Here is a 17442-nt window from a genome sequence, read left to right as displayed (position 1 = left end):
TATGCTCGCCGCGCGCTCACTTTATCCGCACACGAGGAGTACATAATGCCAACCCCTAAGAAGGGTGCCCGTCTCGGCGGCTCCGCTACCCAGCAGGCTCACCTGCTGAGCAACCTGGCTGCTAGCCTGTTCGAGCACGGCGCAATCAAGACCACCGATGCTAAGGCGAAGATGCTTCGTCCTTACGCTGAGAAGATCATCACCAAGGCTAAGTCCGGCACCCTTGCTGACCGCCGCGCAGTGCTGAAGCTCATCCCGCACAAGGATGTTGTTGCGCACCTGTTCGACGAGCTGGGCCCGAAGTTCGAAGGCCGTGAGGGCGGCTACACCCGCACCATCAAGCTGGAGAACCGTACCGGCGACAACGCCCCGATGTCCCAGATCTCCCTCGTTCTCGAGGAGACCGTGACCTCCGAGGCAACCCGCGCTACCCGCGCAGCCGCTTCCAAGCAGGCTGAGGCTGAAGAAGCTAAGGCTGAGGAAGCACAGGCAGAAAACACCGAGGCTTCCTCCGAGGAGTCCGCAGAGTAGTTCTGCCTAATCCTTAAAAGGCCGCACCGCCGCGCCATCTTTTCCAGCCCGTTAGAGTTGGGGGAGACTGGCAAGGGGTGCGGCTTTTGCCGTATTCGGCTTTGTTAAACTGGGCAGTCGCTAAAATGCAACAACCCTAATACTCCTAATACTGCAGAAAGGTCCCAAATCTCTCGAAATGACTCCACTGTTTTCCGTTCTGTACGTCATCGGCATTACCGCTGAGTCGATGACCGCCGCCCTTTCTGCGGGCCGGCAGAAGCTAGATCTGTTTGGCGTGATGCTCATAGCGTCGATTACTGCTCTAGGCGGCGGAACGGTGCGTGACATTGTCTTGGGTGCTTATCCCTTGACCTGGGTGGGCGAGCCGATGTATCTCCTAGTGGTGCTCGCCGCATCGATTGTCACGGTGTCCATGTCATTTTTGATGCACTACTTTAGGCACCTTTTCTTGCTTCTCGACGCCCTAGGCCTTGCTGTATTCAGCGTGCTCGGCGCCCAGAAGGCTTTGCATTTGGGCCATGGTTTCTTGATTGCAGCAACAGCGGCAGTAATCACCGGTGTCTTTGGCGGCATCCTGCGTGACCTGCTTTCGGACCGCGTCCCGCTCGTATTTTCTGGCGAGTTCTACGCCTCGATTTCGCTGCTCGCGGTCTGCGTCTACATGGGCCTGCTTCACGTTGATGTTGGTGAGCACAACGCCGCGATCATCACCGTTGTCGTTGCCTTCTTGGCGCGCATCGCGTCGATGTATTACGGCAAGGGGCTGCCGGTTTTCGAATACAGAGGCGCAGATCAGCCCATCGACCCGCGAATTCGCCTATCTGCGCGCATGGTCAAAGCGGGTGCGCGAAAGGCAAAGCGGACCCTGCACTTAGATCGGGCTAGCTACGTCGCGATGAGCAAGCTGCGCCCGCCGATGCGCTTGCGCATGACGCGCAATAAACAAGACTGGGATCTCAACAGTGATGGCCCTGGACAAGGGAGTTAATTAAGCATGCGTCTGCGTATCGATCTGTCCTATGACGGCACGGATTTTCATGGCTGGGCCCGGCAGAAGGGCGAGCTGCGTACGGTGCAGCAGGTTCTCGAAGACAATCTTTCGATGATCCTGCGCCATGAGGTCGAACTGACCGTGGCAGGGCGCACGGATGCCGGTGTGCATGCGGCAGGCCAGGTCGCGCACTTCGACATTCCAGCTAGTGCACTCGAGCAGCGATCGATTGATGGGGACCCGGTAAAGCTCGTGCGTCGCCTAGCGAAGCTCCTTCCGGAAGACGTTCGCGTACATGACTGCCAGCAAGCACCAGAGGGCTTTGACGCGCGCTTTTCGGCCCTTGAGCGCCACTACGTTTACCGCATCACGACGCATCCGCGCGGGGCATTGCCGACGCGCGCCCGCGACACTGCGGTCTGGCCGAAGGCGGTGGACATCGAGGCAATGCAGCAAGCCGCGGAGCAGTTAGTTGGCTTGCATGACTTCGCCGCCTTTTGTAAGGCAAAGCCGCATGCCACGACAATTCGCGACCTTTTGTCTTTTGAGTGGGTCGATGTATCTACCCCGAGCGAGCCGCAGCTTTATGAAGCCCGCGTGGGCGCCGACGCCTTTTGCTGGTCGATGGTTCGCTCACTCGTGGGTTGCTGCTTGCGGGTAGGCGAGGGCTCCCGGGGAATCGACTTTGCCGCGGAGATGCTCGCTTTGAACTCCCGTTCTTCCCACATTCCGCTAGCGCCGGCAAAGGGGCTTAGCCTGGTCCAGGTGGACTATCCGGCAGATGCTGATTTGGCGGCGCGTGCTGCGCAGACCCGTGACCGTCGCACTGCGGATGAGCTTTCGCTGGGTTAAGCTAACGCGTGGAATGACAAAACTAGGGCAGTAGGGGTGCTGCCTTGTTTGAGGGGGGAAATTCTGCATGTCACGTCCAATGCCGACGACGAAAGCACAGGTATCCGGGCATAAATTTTTGCAGCGCCGCGTGGAGCATGGCCTGGTACTTGGCGATATTCGCATGATTCATGATCCTTTAGCGAGCCGGCGCCGCGCCCTCATCTTTGGGATCATCGCAGTGTCGTTTCTGGCTATCGGCTCGGGAATGCTCGCGTGGCTCCAGCCCAATCCCAATCCGGGCGATGCACCCATCGTGCGCTCGCAGGAAGGCCAGCTTTTCGTTCTGGTTAATGAGTCCTATCATCCGGTGAGCAATTTGGCCTCCGCGCGCCTTATCGCGGGAGAGCCGGCGGCGCCCCAGGCCATGGGCAATGAGTTCTTGAGCAATGCGCGGCTTGGCACTCCGCTAGGAATTGCCGATGCCCCAGATTACTTGGCCGATCCTGCAACCCCGGCACAAGGCTGGGCGGCCTGTTATGCGGCCGCAGCTGACGAGGACAAAGAAAATCCCACCACGATTGATGGGGAAGGCAGCCGGCCCGGGGAGACTGTGGTACTGGCCAACGCCAAGGTTGAGCACCTCCGCAGTGCGGAGGCGGCGTTGGTTTCCACAGGTGGCAAGGAATGGCTATTGACTTCGGCAGGGCGCGTAGAGCTGCCTTCTGCTGCCTCGACGCAGGGCCGCGTGCTACGCCGCGGCATTGGCGTGCGCGATGATTCCTATGTGTGGCAGATCCCGGAGGATCTGCTGAATGCCTACGCGGAGCTTCCGCCGCTGCGCTTTCCTGAGCAAACCCCGCAGATTTTAGACACCGGCGATGATCTGTGGGTGCGCGTAGGCGCAGGCGATGAGCAGAGCGTGGCCTCGATTACTCCTACGCAGGCAGAGATGCTGGCAGGCATGGGCGCCTCGCGCGAATCGGTCGATGGCGCCGAAGTCGCCGCGCTTTCCGACGCCGCGTTACCCTTCAACCTGCCCGCCAATTCATATGATTTCCTGTCTCCAGGTCGTGGTTGGCTCTGCGCGGATGAGCGGGGCGGAACGGTCTTTAGCCCCGCGGTTGAGGCTACTGTGTCTATTGTCGGCAAGGCCACTGCTGATCGGTTCGCTGGCTTGGAAGCTGGCGGTGTAGGCATAGACAGCGGCCACGGTTTCCATGTGGTTTCGGCGACGGGTATCAGGCACTCCGTGGCACAAGGTGCACTGGTCGAAGCACTGGGCACGACCACGCAGGCAAAAGTCCCGTGGGAAATCTTGCGGTTGCTGCCGGAGGGCTCGCCTCTAGACCGCGAAAACGCCTTGGCGAGCCAGGGCGGCGATGAGGGAACCGAGTAGAGCGCCAGCTTCTAATTTCTAGTGCTGCTTGGCGCGCCGCAGCGTTGCGGCGATAACGCCAGCAAGGCCGAGCAGGCCAAGCAAAGTCATAAGCCGGGTTGGTGCCTGGCTGCGATGCACGGCAGCTGGGTAGACGGTGACTGTCTTTTCTTCGTCTTCTGCCTCAGCGTTTTTGTCATCGTCTTGTGACCGGTGAATGGTGAGGGCTTGCAGCGGATCGATGAAGCCGTGGCCTGGCTCGGCGGCGGCATAGATACGCTCGCGCAGCTGCGCCGCTGAATCGTGCGGATAGCGTTGGGCGAGTAGTGCCACGGTTCCCGTGACCACTGGCGCTGCAAAAGAAGTGCCGTGGAACGCGGCAGTCTGCTTGCCATCGGTGCTTTTGGCTTCTGCCCACTGATTACCCGGTGCAAGGGCGAGCGGGACGTGGCCTTCGGCGCTTAGCTCTGGTGCTCCATTGCGGGCAGGGATGGAATAGTCCGCGACCTCGTGCGCGGTAGAAAGCGCGCCCACTGCGAGAACGGTATCCGCATGTGCTGGATAGACGGTGTCTTCTTTGGTGCATCCATCGGAAGAAGCATTGCCCGATGCCGCAACGATGACCGTTCCTTCGTGCTCTGCGCGTTGGAGCGCGGCGTTGAGATCGTGGGTGTCGACGCGGTCGGCGGCGTCGCTTGGAACGCAGGAAACCACCGAGATGTTAATGACCTTGGCCTGTTCATCCAAGGCGCGGTTTAATGCGGCGGCCAAAGTCTCCAGCGTGCCGGAGGTACTTTCTGAGTCGGCAGCGCGGTGCCGATAGTGCGCGCTGGTTTGCCGGATGGATAAAATCTCCGCCCGCGGCGCAATGCCGATGTCATAGCCTGCGATGACGCCCGCAACCGCGGTGCCATGTACATCGCAGTCCCGCAAAGGATCTGGTTCTTCGGGCGTGACAAAGTCATCCACGCCGCGCAAAGCACGCAGCTGCGGGTGTGGGCTGATACCAGTGTCGATGATGGCAACTTTGATTCCCTCGCCCGTGGCAAAGGAATGCAACCGCGCCCGATATGCGCTTTGCTCCGCTGAGGTATGCGGTGACTGCGCTGCGGCAATCGGCTGTGCACAGGCGACGTCGGGTTCACGCGCCGACGCTAGGGTCGGCGCGGTAAATGCAGAAATTGCTGCTGCCGAGGGAAATCCCGCTAGCAGTAGTGCGGCGAGCTTTTTCTGGACGACTTTTGAGTTCACCATGTTGGGCCTATCCCAGTCCGCGGATGAGGAAGAACAGGCCTGCCACATGCGCGGCGAGCGGCAAGCACGCGGCCACCGCGATGGTTTCGGCGCGTTCGTACCAGGCAATCGTGGTGGGCTCAGCCGCTGCAATCTTGTGCGACCACAGCGGGGTAGAGGCCATCGCCGCCACAATGATGAACCCAAGCACGCTCATCACCCACAGGCTCCACGGGGCTGGATGAGCAAGCTCTTGCCAACCCCGTCCCACAAGCACCACAGCGGCGGTACCGGCCGCCAGCGCACACGTGGAAAGCGCCCAACTGGAGACCACCCGGGCGTGCCGCACGGAATGCAATACCGTGGCACCGGCTAAGGCCAGGCATAAAAGCTGTGCGAATAATGCGGCTACGGCGTCCGAACGGCTCAACGGCATTCCTGCTACAACCATGAGGCTGGGAATGCCGGCGATGGCTGCGCCGATGCAGATGCCCTCATATGCAAGCCCGGCGCGCTGTGCCCGCGCATCGACGTCGCTTTGTACCGAGTCGGAGACGTTGAGGCTTTGCCCAGCGGTGGGAAGTTGCGGGACCTTGAGCCCGGCTAGGTGAGTAGACAGTGAGGCGGCGTTCGCCAAGACAAAGACCATGGCCAGCAACAAACAGGCAGCACCGGCAGCAGGTACAACCTCGGGGGCTGTGGGACCAGCGAGTCCGGCGGACTGCGCGCCGGGTAGATAGCTGCCGGCCGCGCCAACTGCGAAAAGTATCGCGGCGGAGATGGTCAACATGGCCAGTCGGGTTCCGCCGAGTCGCGCCATATGGCAGGCACATAAAGCAAGAAGTGCGCCGGCGCAGGCGGCCCATATTCCCCACGGCATTTCATCTTGCGCGGGCGCAACAAACAGCCAGCCCGCTGCGCTAGCAGCAAGGATGAAAAGGCTCGTTATAAGCGTCGAACGCGTCCATAGCGCGAGGGCGAATGCGCCAAGGGCACACGCCGCTGCCGCCGCTGCGAGACCCGCGAGCGCCGCGATGATGCAGCTGGCGCCGAGCAAACCACAACTTGCCCACAGCGTGGCAGTGCGCGCGGGTTTAGCATCGGCGGCATCGTGTGCAAGTGCTTCTGCCGCATCGCGCACGATGGGCGCAGGCTTGTCAGTGACTTGCTCGATGAGAAGCAGACTGCCATCGTGCAGTGGCGTGCGCTCCAGAGCCGTGCTCAGCGCAATGGCCTTTCCACCAGCGGTGCTGGCTTGGAGCGGGACGGTGAAGATAGGGGCGTCGACAAGCAGCAAAAGCTCGCCCAATGCCTCCCCGATACTGACGTTTAAGGGCAAACAAACGTCAGCCTCTTTGCGGAATTCACCGATGTTGAATCGAACCGTAAGCCGCACAGATTGTGTGGGCGCGATGCTTGGCGCATGCCTCATGTGCAAAAATCCTCCCCCGAGAATCCTGAAGGCGCCAAAATTATTGGCTTTTGCCTTCTCCCCCTTGCCTATAGGCACACATTGTGGCTTACTAGTGGCAACGTGTCCACCGCAGTCAACATTTTGGTGTCTGCGTGTTTGGCCACGAAGGTAGCTGGGGTGCTGCCTCGTGGTTTAGATAAGCAGGAAAAGCGTGTGGGCGCGGCACAAAAATCGGAGGGATTTTATTGGGGGGAATGATGTCCATTCTTGGGCTTTCGCGCGAGAAAATTGTCGAACCTTTAGACAGCGCACTTCGCGAGCCGGCTCCGCCGCTTCCGCAGGCAGGCATTGATGCAGAGCCAGTTCCGGAGGCCGTACGCCCGCAGCCCGTGCCGCTGATTAGGCTGCTCATGCCGATTGTCATGGTGGCTGCGATGTTGGGCATGGTCGCGCTCATGGTGTTGGGAGCAGGGCCTGGCCGCCGTATTAGCCCGATGAGCTTGATGTTCCCGCTCATGATGTTGGCCTCTGTGTTCATGATGATAAATCCGCAGGGTGGCTCCCAGGATCCGGATGAGACGCGGCGGACTTACTTGCGGCATTTGAAAGCGCTGCGGGAGAAGGTTCTTGAGGTCTCTGCCGCGCAGCGCGCGCATGAGGAACATCGCAACCCGGCGCCGGCTCAGGTCGCGGCGTTGGTGGGAAGCTACCGGATGTGGGAGCGCAATGCCGATGCCCCGGATGCATTGGAGGTGCGGGTGGGAACTGGCCCGATGTCGCTGTGTGTGCCTATCAACGTGCCGGACTCAGGAGCTACGGAAGACCTTGACCCAGTCTGTGCGGTCAGTGTGCGCCATACGGTCAATGCTTTGCGCACGTTGGCGCAGATGCCGGTGGTCATACAGATTCAGGCTTTCAATTATCTGGGGCTTAGCGGAGAAAATGCCGCTGGTGTAGCGCGCGCTATGGTGGCGCATTTGGCAGTGGCGCATGGCCCGGAAACGCTGGGAATTGAGGTTTATCCGCAGGCCAGTGGGCCGTGGGAATGGGTGAAGTGGTTGCCCCATGCACGCGCCCCGAAAAAGGCGCGCTTTCGCATCGTGCTTGTCGACGCCACAGCAATCCCACCGCATGAGGACCTTTGGGCAGAAGAGGAAATAACGGCCTATATCTGTGTAGGAGTGCAACGCTTTACGCCGCTTGGTCAAAGGGCCGAAGAAGACGGCATCTTCTTGGTGGCCGATGACAAGCTACAGGTAGTAACCGCCGCCGGGGAGGAAGTTCTCGGTGTGCCGGACATGGTTTCAGCGCCCGATGCTTTATTGCTTGCCCGAAACTTAGCGCGCTTTCGCAGGCCAGATTCTTATCGCGGGATTAAGACTCGCAAGCACAAAAATGACCTTCTGGATCTGGTCGGGGTGCGTGATGTGGATGAGCTTGCTGCCAGCGGGATGTGGCATGGCCGCGCCGGGGAACAGCGGCTGAAAGTGCCGATTGGCTTGGACGAGGTTGGGCAGCCGGTCTTTCTCGATTTGAAAGAATCCGCCCAGGGCGGAATGGGCCCACACGGGCTATGTATCGGCGCCACCGGCAGTGGCAAGAGCGAGCTCCTTCGAACACTCGTGACGTCTTTGGCGGCCACACATACGCCGGCCGAGTTGAACCTGGTGCTCGTGGATTTCAAGGGCGGCGCCACCTTTTTGGGCTGTGATTCGCTACCGCACACCTCGGCGGTGATTACCAACCTGGAGGATGAATCCACGCTAGTAGAGCGCATGCACGATGCTATCTCCGGCGAGATGAATCGCCGCCAGGAGCTGCTGCGTGCGGCGGGTAACTTCGCCAACGTCGATGCCTTCAATGCTTCGGCGTCTGCGGTTGGAAAATTCGGTCCGTTGCCGGCGCTAGTCATCGTGGTCGACGAGTTCTCGGAGTTATTGGGGCAGCATCCTGATTTCGCAGAGCTTTTCGTCGCGGTGGGCAGGTTGGGCAGGTCTTTGCATGTGCACCTGCTTTTGGCATCGCAGCGCCTGGAAGAAGGCCGATTGCGCGGGCTGGATTCGCACCTTTCTTATCGCATCGGTTTGAAAACGTTTTCCGCAGCCGAATCCCGTCAGGTACTTGGTGTCACGGATGCTTATCATCTGCCAGCCCAGCCGGGCGCGGGCTATCTCAAGACGGATGCCGATGCCCCAGTAAGCTTCCAGGCCACGTATGTATCGGGTCCGGTTGAACGCCAAATTCCCGTGGCTGTCGGTTCCTCCGAGGAAGGCGAGGTAGCTGCGCATGTCGCGCGCGGGCGAGTCAGCCTTTTCAATGGCTGGTCCGAAAATACGGATGAGGATGCAAAGCCTTCACAACCAGATACGCAGACGGTGGTGGACGATACACAAACGCTTCTCGACGCCGTGGTCTCCGCCGCCGCAAGTGAGGCACAACGCCGTCAGCAGAAAGCACATCGTATCTGGTTGCCGCCGCTGCCTGATGTAGTGGAGCTTTCCAAGGTGGTGGGTAATACCCGCGAGCAATTGGCAGAACAAGCAGGGCCGCCGAACCTGGAAGCGGCGCTCGGCATCATCGATAGGCCATATCACCAGCGCCAGGATCGCCTCCTCGTAAACCTCGCAGAAAAAGGCGGCCATCTAGCCATTTGCGGCGGGCCGCAATCGGGTAAATCCATGGCGTTGCGCAGTCTAGTGAGCACCTTGGCGGTGCTGAACCTGCCTACACAGGTGCGCTTCTACGTCATCGATTTAGGCGGCGGGGACTTAGCTCCATTGGAGCGTCTCCCGCATGTCGCCGGTGTGGCTGGACGAGCAGAACCCGAAAAGGTCCGCCGCATCGTGGATGAAGTAGTAGGGTATATTCGGTGTCCAAGTGAGACCCATACTTTTCTGGTAATCGATGGCTGGCACCACATTGGTACGGCTGGTGCGGAATACGAGGATTTATCTGAAGCTATCACCGGCATCGTTGCCGATGGTGCCTCAGCCAATATCCATGTGGCGGTAAGCACGAACCGTTGGACCAGCCTGCGGCCAAACGTGCGTGACCTTATTTCTCAACGATTGGAGCTGCGCCTCGGCGAGGCGATGGATTCGCTCATCGACCGAAAGGCCCAGCAAAAACTGCCGAGCGCGCCGGGGCGGGGCCTTACTGGGGAAGGCGAGAACATGCTCATTGCGGTAACTGCCAATCAGGACATCGCTCACGTCGGGCGTCTGCATGCGGACTCACTTCCTGCCCCGGCTCTGAAAATGCTGCCGGATAGGCTTGATGAGGTACCCGCTCAAGATGCAGAAGCTGGTATCCCATGGGGAATTGGTGGACCGGATCTCGAGCCGCTTTATTGGAACCCAGACACGACTGCGCATGTTGTTTGCGTGGGCTCTCAAGGCTCCGGAAAATCTACCTTCCTGCGCACCCTGGTTCGTGGAATCGAGGCATTCCCGCGTGAGGAAGCCCGCTTGGTTGTTTTGGATCAGCGCCGCGCCCACCTGGGGGAGTTCAACCCTGAGATGGTCGCTGCTTACGCGGCAAACACCGCCGCCTGCCAACAAGTCATCAGCGATACCGTACGCACCCTGGAAGCCCGAATGCCCGGCGCGGAAGTGACCCCGTCCGAGTTGGCGGCCCGCTCGTGGTGGGAGGGGCCGGAGATCTATCTAGTCATTGAGGACCTTGATCTCATAAGCGAGATCACTTTGGCGCCGCTCCTTGAGCTGCTTCCGCATGCCCGGGACATTGGCCTCCACCTCATCATCAGCCGCAAGTCTGGCGGAATCTCGCGCGCCTTGTTTAGCCAATTCCTCTCTGCAGTACGTGACCTGCAGCCGGCGGTATTCCTTCTTGATTCCGATCGCGAGGAGGGCACCATTTTCGGACTTAAGCCAGCGGTCCAACCAGCTGGCCGGGGCCAATGGTCCGTCCGCGGGGCGCTTATCGGCATTGCCCAATCTCTCTACACCGAACCAAACCAGGAGAATGACTCATGAATTCCATCTTGACCGGCGACAATCCCGCTACTGGTTGGACAGAAACCGAAACTCTCGTCGTTACCATTTTGGATGCTGCCACCATCTTTGAAGGCCCTGAAACCGTCTACCGTTATGACCTGCCAGGCACGGGCATCGTCGAAGGCTGGGCGTTAAACGCCGTCGTGGAACAATGCGTGAAAATCTGCGGTCCGCAATGGCCGCAGGTTAACGCCGAGGTGATCGTTGATATTTCCGGTACCGCCGTATCTTTCGAAGCGGCAGAAATTCTGCGTCGCCAGCTCGCTGTAACCGGAGTATCCGTAGCTCCCAGTGAGGAAGAAGACTTTGCGAGGCCTGCCTCGCAACCCGGCCCACCAGAGAGTGGGCCACTAGAAAATGAAGCGGTAGAAAACGCTGAATTTTCAGCCGGACAACCGGCACAAATGTTGCGAACAAATAACGGCGAAGAATCCGGTGATAACACCAGCCTTAAGCCAGAAAAACTACGCGTTAAAAAGGACGGCATTGTAAGCAAGGTGGCGCTGCCGGGCTGGTTCGATCCCTTCTACGCCTCCATAGCGGCAATCGTGCTCATTGTCGCTGTCCTTTCATGGTGGGCAGTGGGGCGAAGTACCGAGACTGCACCAGCGGCGAAGGCGGTGCCTTCGGAAGAGGAGGCATCGCCAAGCGCTTCTGCAAAAGAAAGCATGAGCGCTAACACGGAAGATGAGGCACAGCCGGAACTCGCGCCGGGCCAAAAAGAACTCGATGTTGAGGGCATGCACGTGGTCTTGCCCCTTGGATTTCAAACGGAGGTCAAAGACGGGCTCGTCACGGCAACTGGCGAAGACCCCAACCTGCGAATTCTGCTTGCAGCCGATCCACTCTATGCAGTGCCAGCCGACATGCTCTTGAAGGAACTCCATGCCGAAATCGAGGCCGATCCCGCCCTAGGCGAGGCTCACGAAGAAGCAGGCCGGCTTTCTTACACAGAAGACCCCGGAGATGGTTCCAAGATCGCGTGGATGACGTGGGCTGACAAGGACCATCAGCTATCCGTGGGTTGTCATACAAGGTACGAGGCCAACGTGGTGCAAAAGGCTGCCTGCCGCATGGCCGTGGAATCGCTGGTCAAAAAGATCTAAAAAATCTGGCGCTGTGGGAACCGCTTGCGGAAAAGGACAGTCCAATAAAGATGAGAAAGCCGCACTCGGCTTTTTCGGGGGAAATACACACCACTTGAGCCCAAAGGGAGGGGCAAGAAATGACTCAGCTGTTCAAGACTGAAGCCGATGTAATGGTGGCCACCGCTGGCCGCGTGGACACCACCAACGATGAAGTGCAGGGGGAACTGACTCGTCTCCAGGGCGTAGTGGATTCTGTACGAGCTAACTGGGACGGCCGTGCACAGGTCTCCTTCGACAACCTGATGCAGCGCTACAACACCTCGGCGCAGCAGCTGCGCGAGGCACTGACCTCGATTTCTGACAATATCCGTGACAACGCACGTCACTTCGATGACGTCGAGGCCACCAACGCACAGGCATTCAGCAACGTCGGCGGCGCGGGCCTCGCGCTTTAAACACACATCATTGGCAAATACTGGACAAGAAGAAAAGGAAGAAAGCATGTCTGCCATCAAGTACGAATTTGGTGCCATCGCCGGCGCTGCCGCTGATATCAACTCCACCTCCGGCCGCATCAACGGTCTGCTCGGTGACCTGAAATCCACCCTGCAGCCGATGGTTGCTACGTGGGAAGGCGAGTCGGCTGCTGCATATAACGAAGCACAGGCTAAGTGGGATAAGGCAGCGGCGGAGCTCAACACCGTGCTGGCCACCATCTCGAAGACCGTCTCGCAGGGCAACGACGCAATGAGCGACGTCAACCGCCGCGCAGCTGCAAGCTGGGGGTAAAAGCTTTCACGCGCACAAGCGCGCAGCCGGGCCCAGAATTTCACCGTTAGAGCAGGGGTTTCAGGAGGCGAACGCAACCAGCTGCGTGTTTTAGAAAAGTTCCTTGCACTACTTTTGGCAACAGCCTTTAGTGGGGCAGGGGACTTTTGGCGTTTTAGCGGCGTTTTGGGTTTTAAGCTGCGCCCGAGTAGAGTTATAGCCCTATGTGTTCGCGCTGTTTTATAGCGCGCGTTTTCTGCAGGTCCCCACCGGCCGCTGTAGCAAAGCGTTTGGGCATTCATAGCGTTGGCCGGCAGTCCTCAGACAGACTTTCAAGGAGTCATTTTGTCTACTTTCCACCCGAAGAGCGGTGACATCACCCGCAAGTGGTACGTCATCGACGCTACCGATGTGGTACTGGGCAAGCTTGCTTCCACCGTTGCAGACATGCTGCGCGGTAAGCACAAGCCACAGTTCGCACCGAACGTTGATTGCGGCGACCACATCATCATCCTGAACGCGGACAAGATCCACGTTTCCTCTAACAAGCGCGAGCGCGAGATGCGCTACCGTCACTCCGGTTACCCGGGCGGCCTGAAGTCCATGACTCTTGGTCAGTCCCTGGACACCAACCCGGTTCGCGTTATCGAAGAAGCTGTTAAGGGCATGATGCCGCACAACAAGCTTTCCGACGCCTCCATCAAGAAGCTGCACGTCTTCGTTGGTGAGGAGCACCCTTACGCCGGTCAAAAGCCGGAGACCTTCGAGTTTAAGCAGGTGGCACAGTAATGACCGAGCAGAACATCGCAAACGCTGACAACAACGTAGCCGACGCTGCCGACATCGCTGCAGCAACCACTGCGACCGAGGAGTTCACCAACACCATCGGTGATTCCATCGCTACTTCCACCGAGGCAGAGGCTGAGGCCGCTGCTCCGATCCACGAGGGCCCGATCCAGACCGTCGGTCGCCGTAAGCGCGCCGTCGCTCGTGTTCGCCTCGTTGCTGGTTCCGGCGAAATCACCGTTAACGGTCGTTCCTTCGAGAACTACTTCCCGAACAAGCTGCACCAGCAGGACATCCTCCTGCCGCTGACCCTGCTTGAGCGCGAAGGCCAGTTCGACATCAAGGTCACCGTTGCAGGTGGCGGCCCGACCGGCCAGGCAGGCGCTCTGCGTCTGGCTATCGCTCGTGCACTCAACGTCTACAACCCGGCTGACCGCGCTGCCCTCAAGAAGGCTGGCCTGCTCACCCGTGACGCACGTGCCGTCGAGCGTAAGAAGGCTGGTCTGCACAAGGCACGTCGTGCCCCGCAGTACTCCAAGCGTTAATCCTTCGCTTACGTACAGCTCAAGCCGTTGCTTCCTTTTGGAGGCAGCGGCTTTTGCCGTTTTCGCACCCCGCAAGGCTTACCTCATGCTGCGTGGTGGTGGGGCCAACGTGCATAATTGGATCCATGACTCGACTTTTTGGAACCGACGGTGTTCGCGGTCTTGCGAACTCGAAGCTCACCCCAATCTTGGCTCTGCAGCTGGGACAAGCAGCGGCGGAAGTGCTTACCGCCAACCGCGAGTCCTACGAGCGGCGGCCCCTGGCCATCATCGGCCGCGATCCCCGCGTCTCTGGCGAGATGCTGGATGCTGCTATTGCTTCCGGTCTGGCCTCCCGTAGCGTCGACGTCGTGCGGGTGGGCGTTTTGCCCACCCCAGCTATTGCCTTCCTGACCGATGATTATGGGGCAGACCTGGGCGTGATGATTTCCGCATCCCATAACCCGATGCCGGACAATGGAATTAAGTTCTTCTCCGCAGGCGGCAAGAAGCTGCCTGACGACGTCGAGGATCAGATCCAGGCCGCCATGGAGACGCTGACCGAACATGGTCCAACGGGCACCAAGCTGGGCCGCATCATCTCCGAGGCACCAGACGGCCGCGAGCGCTACCTGAAGCACCTAGCGGAGGTCGTTACTACCGACCTCAGCGGCATCAAGGTCGTTGTGGATGCAGCAAACGGCGCCGCCTCCAAGGTCGCACCGAAGGCGTACGCGGACGCGGGTGCTGAGGTCATTGCCATCCACAATAAGCCGAACGCCTTCAACATCAACGAGGATTGCGGTTCTACCCACATCGAGAAGGCCCAGGCGGCCGTCGTCGAGCACGGCGCTGACCTCGGCCTGGCACACGACGGCGACGCTGACCGCTGCCTGGCTGTCGACGCCGAGGGAAACGTCGTCGACGGTGACCAAATCATGGCCCTTCTGGCAGTGGGCATGAAGGAAGAAAATGACCTGCGTTTCAACACCCTCGTTGCAACGGTGATGTCCAATCTCGGACTGAAGCTTGCCATGCAGGAGCAGGGAATTGAGGTCAAGGAGACCGCCGTCGGTGACCGCTATGTCTTGGAAGAGCTCAACCGCGGCGATTATTCGCTCGGTGGTGAGCAGTCTGGTCACTTGGTGCTGCCGGATGACTGCACCACTGGCGACGGCACGCTGACCGGCCTTTCCATCATGGCTCGCATGGCTAAGTCCGGTAAGTCGCTACAGGAGCTGGCTTCCGTGATGACCGTGTTGCCGCAGGTGCTTATCAACGTCCCGGTTTCCGATAAGTCCAGCATCATGGCTTCCCAGGAAGTCCAGGACGCAATCGCTGAGGCCGAGTCTGAGCTCGGCAGCACCGGCCGCGTTTTGCTGCGTCCTTCTGGCACGGAGGAGCTTTTCCGTGTGATGGTTGAGGCAGCTGAAGAAGAGCAGGCACGCAAGGTAGCAGGACGTCTTGCAGCTGTCGTTGCTGCTGTATAAGCAGCCTTTGCGCATAATTTAAAAGCCAGCCTGTGCGGTGAATTTTCCGTGGTGGGCTGGCTTTTGCAATTAGTGGGGAACCGAAGGCGGTTGTGGACAGTCCAATAAGGGCAAGAATGAATCTTGGCAGGCCAAGGAGTGCCCACAGTGACTGACGTATTTTTCGACGAGCAAGATGTATCCCAGCGCTTAAACCGCGTGATTGAGGAAAACCAAGCCCAGCGCAGCGCCCACATGGCGGATGTTCCCGCCTTTTCCCCGGCGGCGGCAGGCCGCGACTTTGCCGGGCAAGGCGCGCGCATCCAGGCCATGTTGGAAAGGCTGCACTCGCGCGGTGTCTGGCGCTTGGATAACATCACCGCCACCGCGGAGGCTGCCCGCGCCCAGATTAAGGAATTCTCTGCCTTGGACGAGGCCAACGCGGCAAGCCTTACCCACGTGGAGCCATCCTTTGGCGGTGGGGTCCGATGAGCACCACGAAGTCTTTGTTAGGGGATTATTCGCAGGCCGTCTCCCAGTTTCAGGCCGCCAGCCAGGGCAGCTATGCAGGCCCCAGCACGCCACTAGATTTGCTGGGCAGCATGATTGGTTCCGTCGATGGAATCAAGCCACAGGAACTGGTGCGCGGTACTTCCGCCGCGATGGGCGGACGCCGGCCTGCCCGCGGTGGCGGTGGGCTGAAAGGCTTCCTAGTGGGAACGGTGCTGAGCATCGCGGGAAATGCCCTGATGGATCACCTCGGCGGAGTACAGAAGGACTTTGAGCAAGAGCGCGACGAGGCCGATGAGCTAACCGGTAAGGCGCAGCAGTGTTCCAATGCCATCGAGGACATCGTCGGCGTTTCGGATACTTCTTTGACGGAGCTATTTTCCGCGGTGGTTCCTTTGCTCAACATTTTGACGATGATCGCTTCCAAACATCCGCTCGGTCGGTTCATCGTCCCGATTATTTCGTCTATCGGCGCCAACCTCATCGAGCAAACCAATGACATGGTGATGACCACCTGCCGCGACCGCGATTCCGCAATCGAGCAATGCTACGACAAGTTCGAGGAGTGCTGCTCCAAGGTATGTGAACGGGAGCTTCCTGAGACTCCGCCTGAGCCTGCGAGAGGTTGTACACCCCCGCTTGCCGACGCCCCGTGTCCATCCGCCCCGCCCACCGTCACCGGCCAGCCGCCTGCCGATACTACGCAGCCTGCCCAAACACCGCCGGCCGAAGTGTGCAATGCTCCAGTACCACCTTCGAAGACACCGCCTACCTGCACCACTCCCGCTGGTGCACCACCAGCTCCACCGAATCCTGCACCGAATCCTGCACCGTCTCCCGTGCCGCCTACTGCGCCGCCTACAGTTCCATCTGTAGCGCCACCGGTTGCGACACTGCCGCCGCAGTTGCCGGTTTGCCCGCCTCCTGCAGCTCCTGTTGAGCAGCCTTGTACGCAGCCAGCGCAGGCGCCGGTGGCGCTCGAGCCAATCCAACCTGCACAGACGCCGTGTCCGGAGGAACAGCCGCGGCAGGTTACAGTCCAGCAGGACACCGAAGTACAGCATGACGCCGAAACTAAGCAGGAGACAGCTGAGTGTGAGCAAGAGATAGTCGAGTGTGAGCAGGAAACCACACGGGTAGCCCAACAATGTCCACCGGAGCAGTCGTGCTGTGGTTGCCTCGGCGCATTGGGCGTCGGCATTGCCATCATCGGCGTGGGATTGCTGGCTGCCGCTGCAGCTGAGTGCCTTGAGAATATGCCGATTCCTGAAGAACCATGCCCGGAACCGCCGCCAGCGCCTGAACCGCCGGCACCTGAACCGCCAGCGCCGGAACCATGTCCGCCGCCAGCGCCAGAACCACCGGCGCCTGAGCCGCCGCAGGATGGCGTCATTCCACCTCCGCCAGAGCTTGCGGAAGTAGAAGAGCCTACACCGCCGCCGGAGAAGGTTGCGCACATGCAGGCAGCGGGCGCACCAGCGCCGCCGCCACCGTCAGAGCCGGCTCCAGCACCTGAGTCAGGTCCGGCGCCTGAGGCTACGCAAGCACCAGCACCACCGGCTCCGGAGCCAGCACCAGTACCAGAAGATAAAACAGTTCACGCACGGAAGGCAGGGCAGTGGTAATGGCAGCAGTAAATGATGAATTCGCGGAATTTGCGCGTGGCTTTAGGGAGCGGACTGCCGCCCGCCTCCTCGAATTCGAAAAGGCAATGGCTCAAGCCCAAGACCAACTCGAAAAGTCCGCTGAAAAAGCAACGGCGAGGGCGAAGATGAACACGCGGCAGGCGGCGTCGGCAAGCGAGTCGCGCCAGCACTCCGCCTTCCTAACCCACGGCAAGCGCCGCGGAAGCGGGCAAATCAAATCTGTGCTGCGGCGCAACCAATAGCGGTAAATAAAA

At 59.8% G+C, this 17442-nt stretch carries 16 protein-coding genes; 14 read left to right on the top strand and 2 right to left on the bottom strand.

The genetic code is table 11. From position 1 onward, the window contains the following. Positions 1-45 precede the first annotated feature (45 nt). The 4 genes from rplQ to eccB all read left to right on the top strand — a co-directional run bounded on the left by rplQ (position 46) and on the right by eccB (position 3755). Positions 46-531, top strand: coding sequence for a 50S ribosomal protein L17 (gene rplQ, locus HMPREF2692_RS05700; protein ID WP_061920571.1), 486 nt, complete (start codon positions 46-48; stop codon positions 529-531). 178 nt (positions 532-709) lie between these two features. Continuing rightward, positions 710-1522, top strand: a complete 813-nt coding sequence (locus HMPREF2692_RS05695; protein ID WP_061920572.1) for a trimeric intracellular cation channel family protein — start codon at positions 710-712, stop codon at positions 1520-1522. Positions 1523-1528: 6 nt separating this feature from the next. After that, the gene (gene truA, locus HMPREF2692_RS05690; protein WP_061920573.1) at positions 1529-2377 is read left to right on the top strand and encodes a tRNA pseudouridine(38-40) synthase TruA; all 849 of its coding nucleotides are present in this window, start codon (positions 1529-1531) and stop codon (positions 2375-2377) included. A gap of 67 nt (positions 2378-2444) precedes the next feature. After that, the gene (gene eccB / locus HMPREF2692_RS05685; protein ID WP_070823063.1) at positions 2445-3755 is read left to right on the top strand and encodes a type VII secretion protein EccB; all 1311 of its coding nucleotides are present in this window, start codon (positions 2445-2447) and stop codon (positions 3753-3755) included. Between the two features lie 18 nt (positions 3756-3773). Here the strand turns inward: eccB and HMPREF2692_RS05680 are convergent, their stop codons facing one another. After that, positions 3774-4988 (bottom strand): S8 family serine peptidase, encoded by a 1215-nt coding sequence (locus HMPREF2692_RS05680; protein WP_070823062.1) that lies wholly within the window; start codon positions 4986-4988, stop codon positions 3774-3776. 7 nt (positions 4989-4995) lie between these two features. Continuing rightward, a complete protein-coding gene (gene eccD, locus HMPREF2692_RS05675) occupies positions 4996-6399 on the bottom strand; it encodes a type VII secretion integral membrane protein EccD (protein ID WP_070823110.1) in 1404 nt (467 codons plus the stop codon). Between the two features lie 236 nt (positions 6400-6635). On the opposite strand from eccD, the gene eccCa reads away from it, so the two are divergent. The 10 genes from eccCa (at position 6636) to HMPREF2692_RS05625 (ending at position 17430) form a co-directional block, all read left to right on the top strand. Next, positions 6636-10376, top strand: coding sequence for a type VII secretion protein EccCa (eccCa, locus tag HMPREF2692_RS05670; RefSeq protein WP_083323816.1), 3741 nt, complete (start codon positions 6636-6638; stop codon positions 10374-10376). Then, complete coding sequence (locus HMPREF2692_RS05665) at positions 10373-11503, top strand: type VII secretion-associated protein (RefSeq protein ID WP_061920579.1); 1131 nt, start codon at positions 10373-10375, stop codon at positions 11501-11503. Before eccCa ends, HMPREF2692_RS05665 begins: the two co-directional genes overlap by 4 nt. A gap of 119 nt (positions 11504-11622) precedes the next feature. Then, positions 11623-11940 carry a WXG100 family type VII secretion target gene (locus HMPREF2692_RS05660; protein WP_061920581.1) on the top strand — a complete coding sequence of 106 codons (318 nt, stop codon included), beginning with the start codon at positions 11623-11625 and terminating at the stop codon, positions 11938-11940. Between the two features lie 46 nt (positions 11941-11986). Further along, a complete protein-coding gene (locus HMPREF2692_RS05655; RefSeq protein WP_061920583.1) occupies positions 11987-12274 on the top strand; it encodes a WXG100 family type VII secretion target in 288 nt (95 codons plus the stop codon). 324 nt (positions 12275-12598) lie between these two features. Then, on the top strand, positions 12599-13042 hold the full coding sequence (gene rplM, locus HMPREF2692_RS05650; protein ID WP_034656527.1) for a 50S ribosomal protein L13: 444 nt from the start codon (positions 12599-12601) through the stop codon (positions 13040-13042). Then, positions 13042-13584, top strand: coding sequence for a 30S ribosomal protein S9 (gene rpsI, locus HMPREF2692_RS05645; protein ID WP_061920585.1), 543 nt, complete (start codon positions 13042-13044; stop codon positions 13582-13584). The genes rplM and rpsI overlap by 1 nt, the downstream gene beginning before the upstream one ends. Positions 13585-13709: 125 nt before the next feature. After that, positions 13710-15053, top strand: a complete 1344-nt coding sequence (glmM, locus tag HMPREF2692_RS05640; protein ID WP_061920587.1) for a phosphoglucosamine mutase — start codon at positions 13710-13712, stop codon at positions 15051-15053. A 147-nt stretch (positions 15054-15200) separates the two neighbouring features. Then, positions 15201-15524, top strand: a complete 324-nt coding sequence (locus HMPREF2692_RS05635) for a hypothetical protein (RefSeq protein WP_061920589.1) — start codon at positions 15201-15203, stop codon at positions 15522-15524. Then, the gene (locus HMPREF2692_RS05630) at positions 15521-17167 is read left to right on the top strand and encodes a hypothetical protein (RefSeq protein ID WP_070432354.1); all 1647 of its coding nucleotides are present in this window, start codon (positions 15521-15523) and stop codon (positions 17165-17167) included. Before HMPREF2692_RS05635 ends, HMPREF2692_RS05630 begins: the two co-directional genes overlap by 4 nt. After that, positions 17167-17430, top strand: a complete 264-nt coding sequence (locus tag HMPREF2692_RS05625) for a hypothetical protein (RefSeq protein ID WP_062035835.1) — start codon at positions 17167-17169, stop codon at positions 17428-17430. The genes HMPREF2692_RS05630 and HMPREF2692_RS05625 overlap by 1 nt, the downstream gene beginning before the upstream one ends. The last annotated feature ends 12 nt before the right edge of the window (positions 17431-17442 follow it).

This window comes from Corynebacterium sp. HMSC036D03 (genome assembly GCF_001836185.1).
GTDB lineage: Bacteria > Actinomycetota > Actinomycetes > Mycobacteriales > Mycobacteriaceae > Corynebacterium > Corynebacterium simulans.
Note: the sequence above shows the minus strand (reverse complement) of the source record. Positions and strands in the feature narration are given on the sequence as shown.

Bases quoted from the DNA above. Each gene is read 5' to 3' on its own strand.
- rplQ (WP_061920571.1), top strand. From the start codon at position 46: ATGCCAACCCCTAAGAAGGGTGCCCGTCTCGGCGGCTCCGCTACCCAG.
- HMPREF2692_RS05695 (WP_061920572.1), top strand. From the start codon at position 710: ATGACTCCACTGTTTTCCGTTCTGTACGTCATCGGCATTACCGCTGAG.
- truA (WP_061920573.1), top strand. From the start codon at position 1,529: ATGCGTCTGCGTATCGATCTGTCCTATGACGGCACGGATTTTCATGGC.
- eccB (WP_070823063.1), top strand. From the start codon at position 2,445: ATGTCACGTCCAATGCCGACGACGAAAGCACAGGTATCCGGGCATAAA.
- HMPREF2692_RS05680 (WP_070823062.1), bottom strand. From the start codon at position 4,988: ATGGTGAACTCAAAAGTCGTCCAGAAAAAGCTCGCCGCACTACTGCTA.
- eccD (WP_070823110.1), bottom strand. From the start codon at position 6,399: ATGAGGCATGCGCCAAGCATCGCGCCCACACAATCTGTGCGGCTTACG.
- eccCa (WP_083323816.1), top strand. From the start codon at position 6,636: ATGATGTCCATTCTTGGGCTTTCGCGCGAGAAAATTGTCGAACCTTTA.
- HMPREF2692_RS05665 (WP_061920579.1), top strand. From the start codon at position 10,373: ATGAATTCCATCTTGACCGGCGACAATCCCGCTACTGGTTGGACAGAA.
- HMPREF2692_RS05660 (WP_061920581.1), top strand. From the start codon at position 11,623: ATGACTCAGCTGTTCAAGACTGAAGCCGATGTAATGGTGGCCACCGCT.
- HMPREF2692_RS05655 (WP_061920583.1), top strand. From the start codon at position 11,987: ATGTCTGCCATCAAGTACGAATTTGGTGCCATCGCCGGCGCTGCCGCT.
- rpsI (WP_061920585.1), top strand. From the start codon at position 13,042: ATGACCGAGCAGAACATCGCAAACGCTGACAACAACGTAGCCGACGCT.
- glmM (WP_061920587.1), top strand. From the start codon at position 13,710: ATGACTCGACTTTTTGGAACCGACGGTGTTCGCGGTCTTGCGAACTCG.
- HMPREF2692_RS05630 (WP_070432354.1), top strand. From the start codon at position 15,521: ATGAGCACCACGAAGTCTTTGTTAGGGGATTATTCGCAGGCCGTCTCC.
- HMPREF2692_RS05625 (WP_062035835.1), top strand. From the start codon at position 17,167: ATGGCAGCAGTAAATGATGAATTCGCGGAATTTGCGCGTGGCTTTAGG.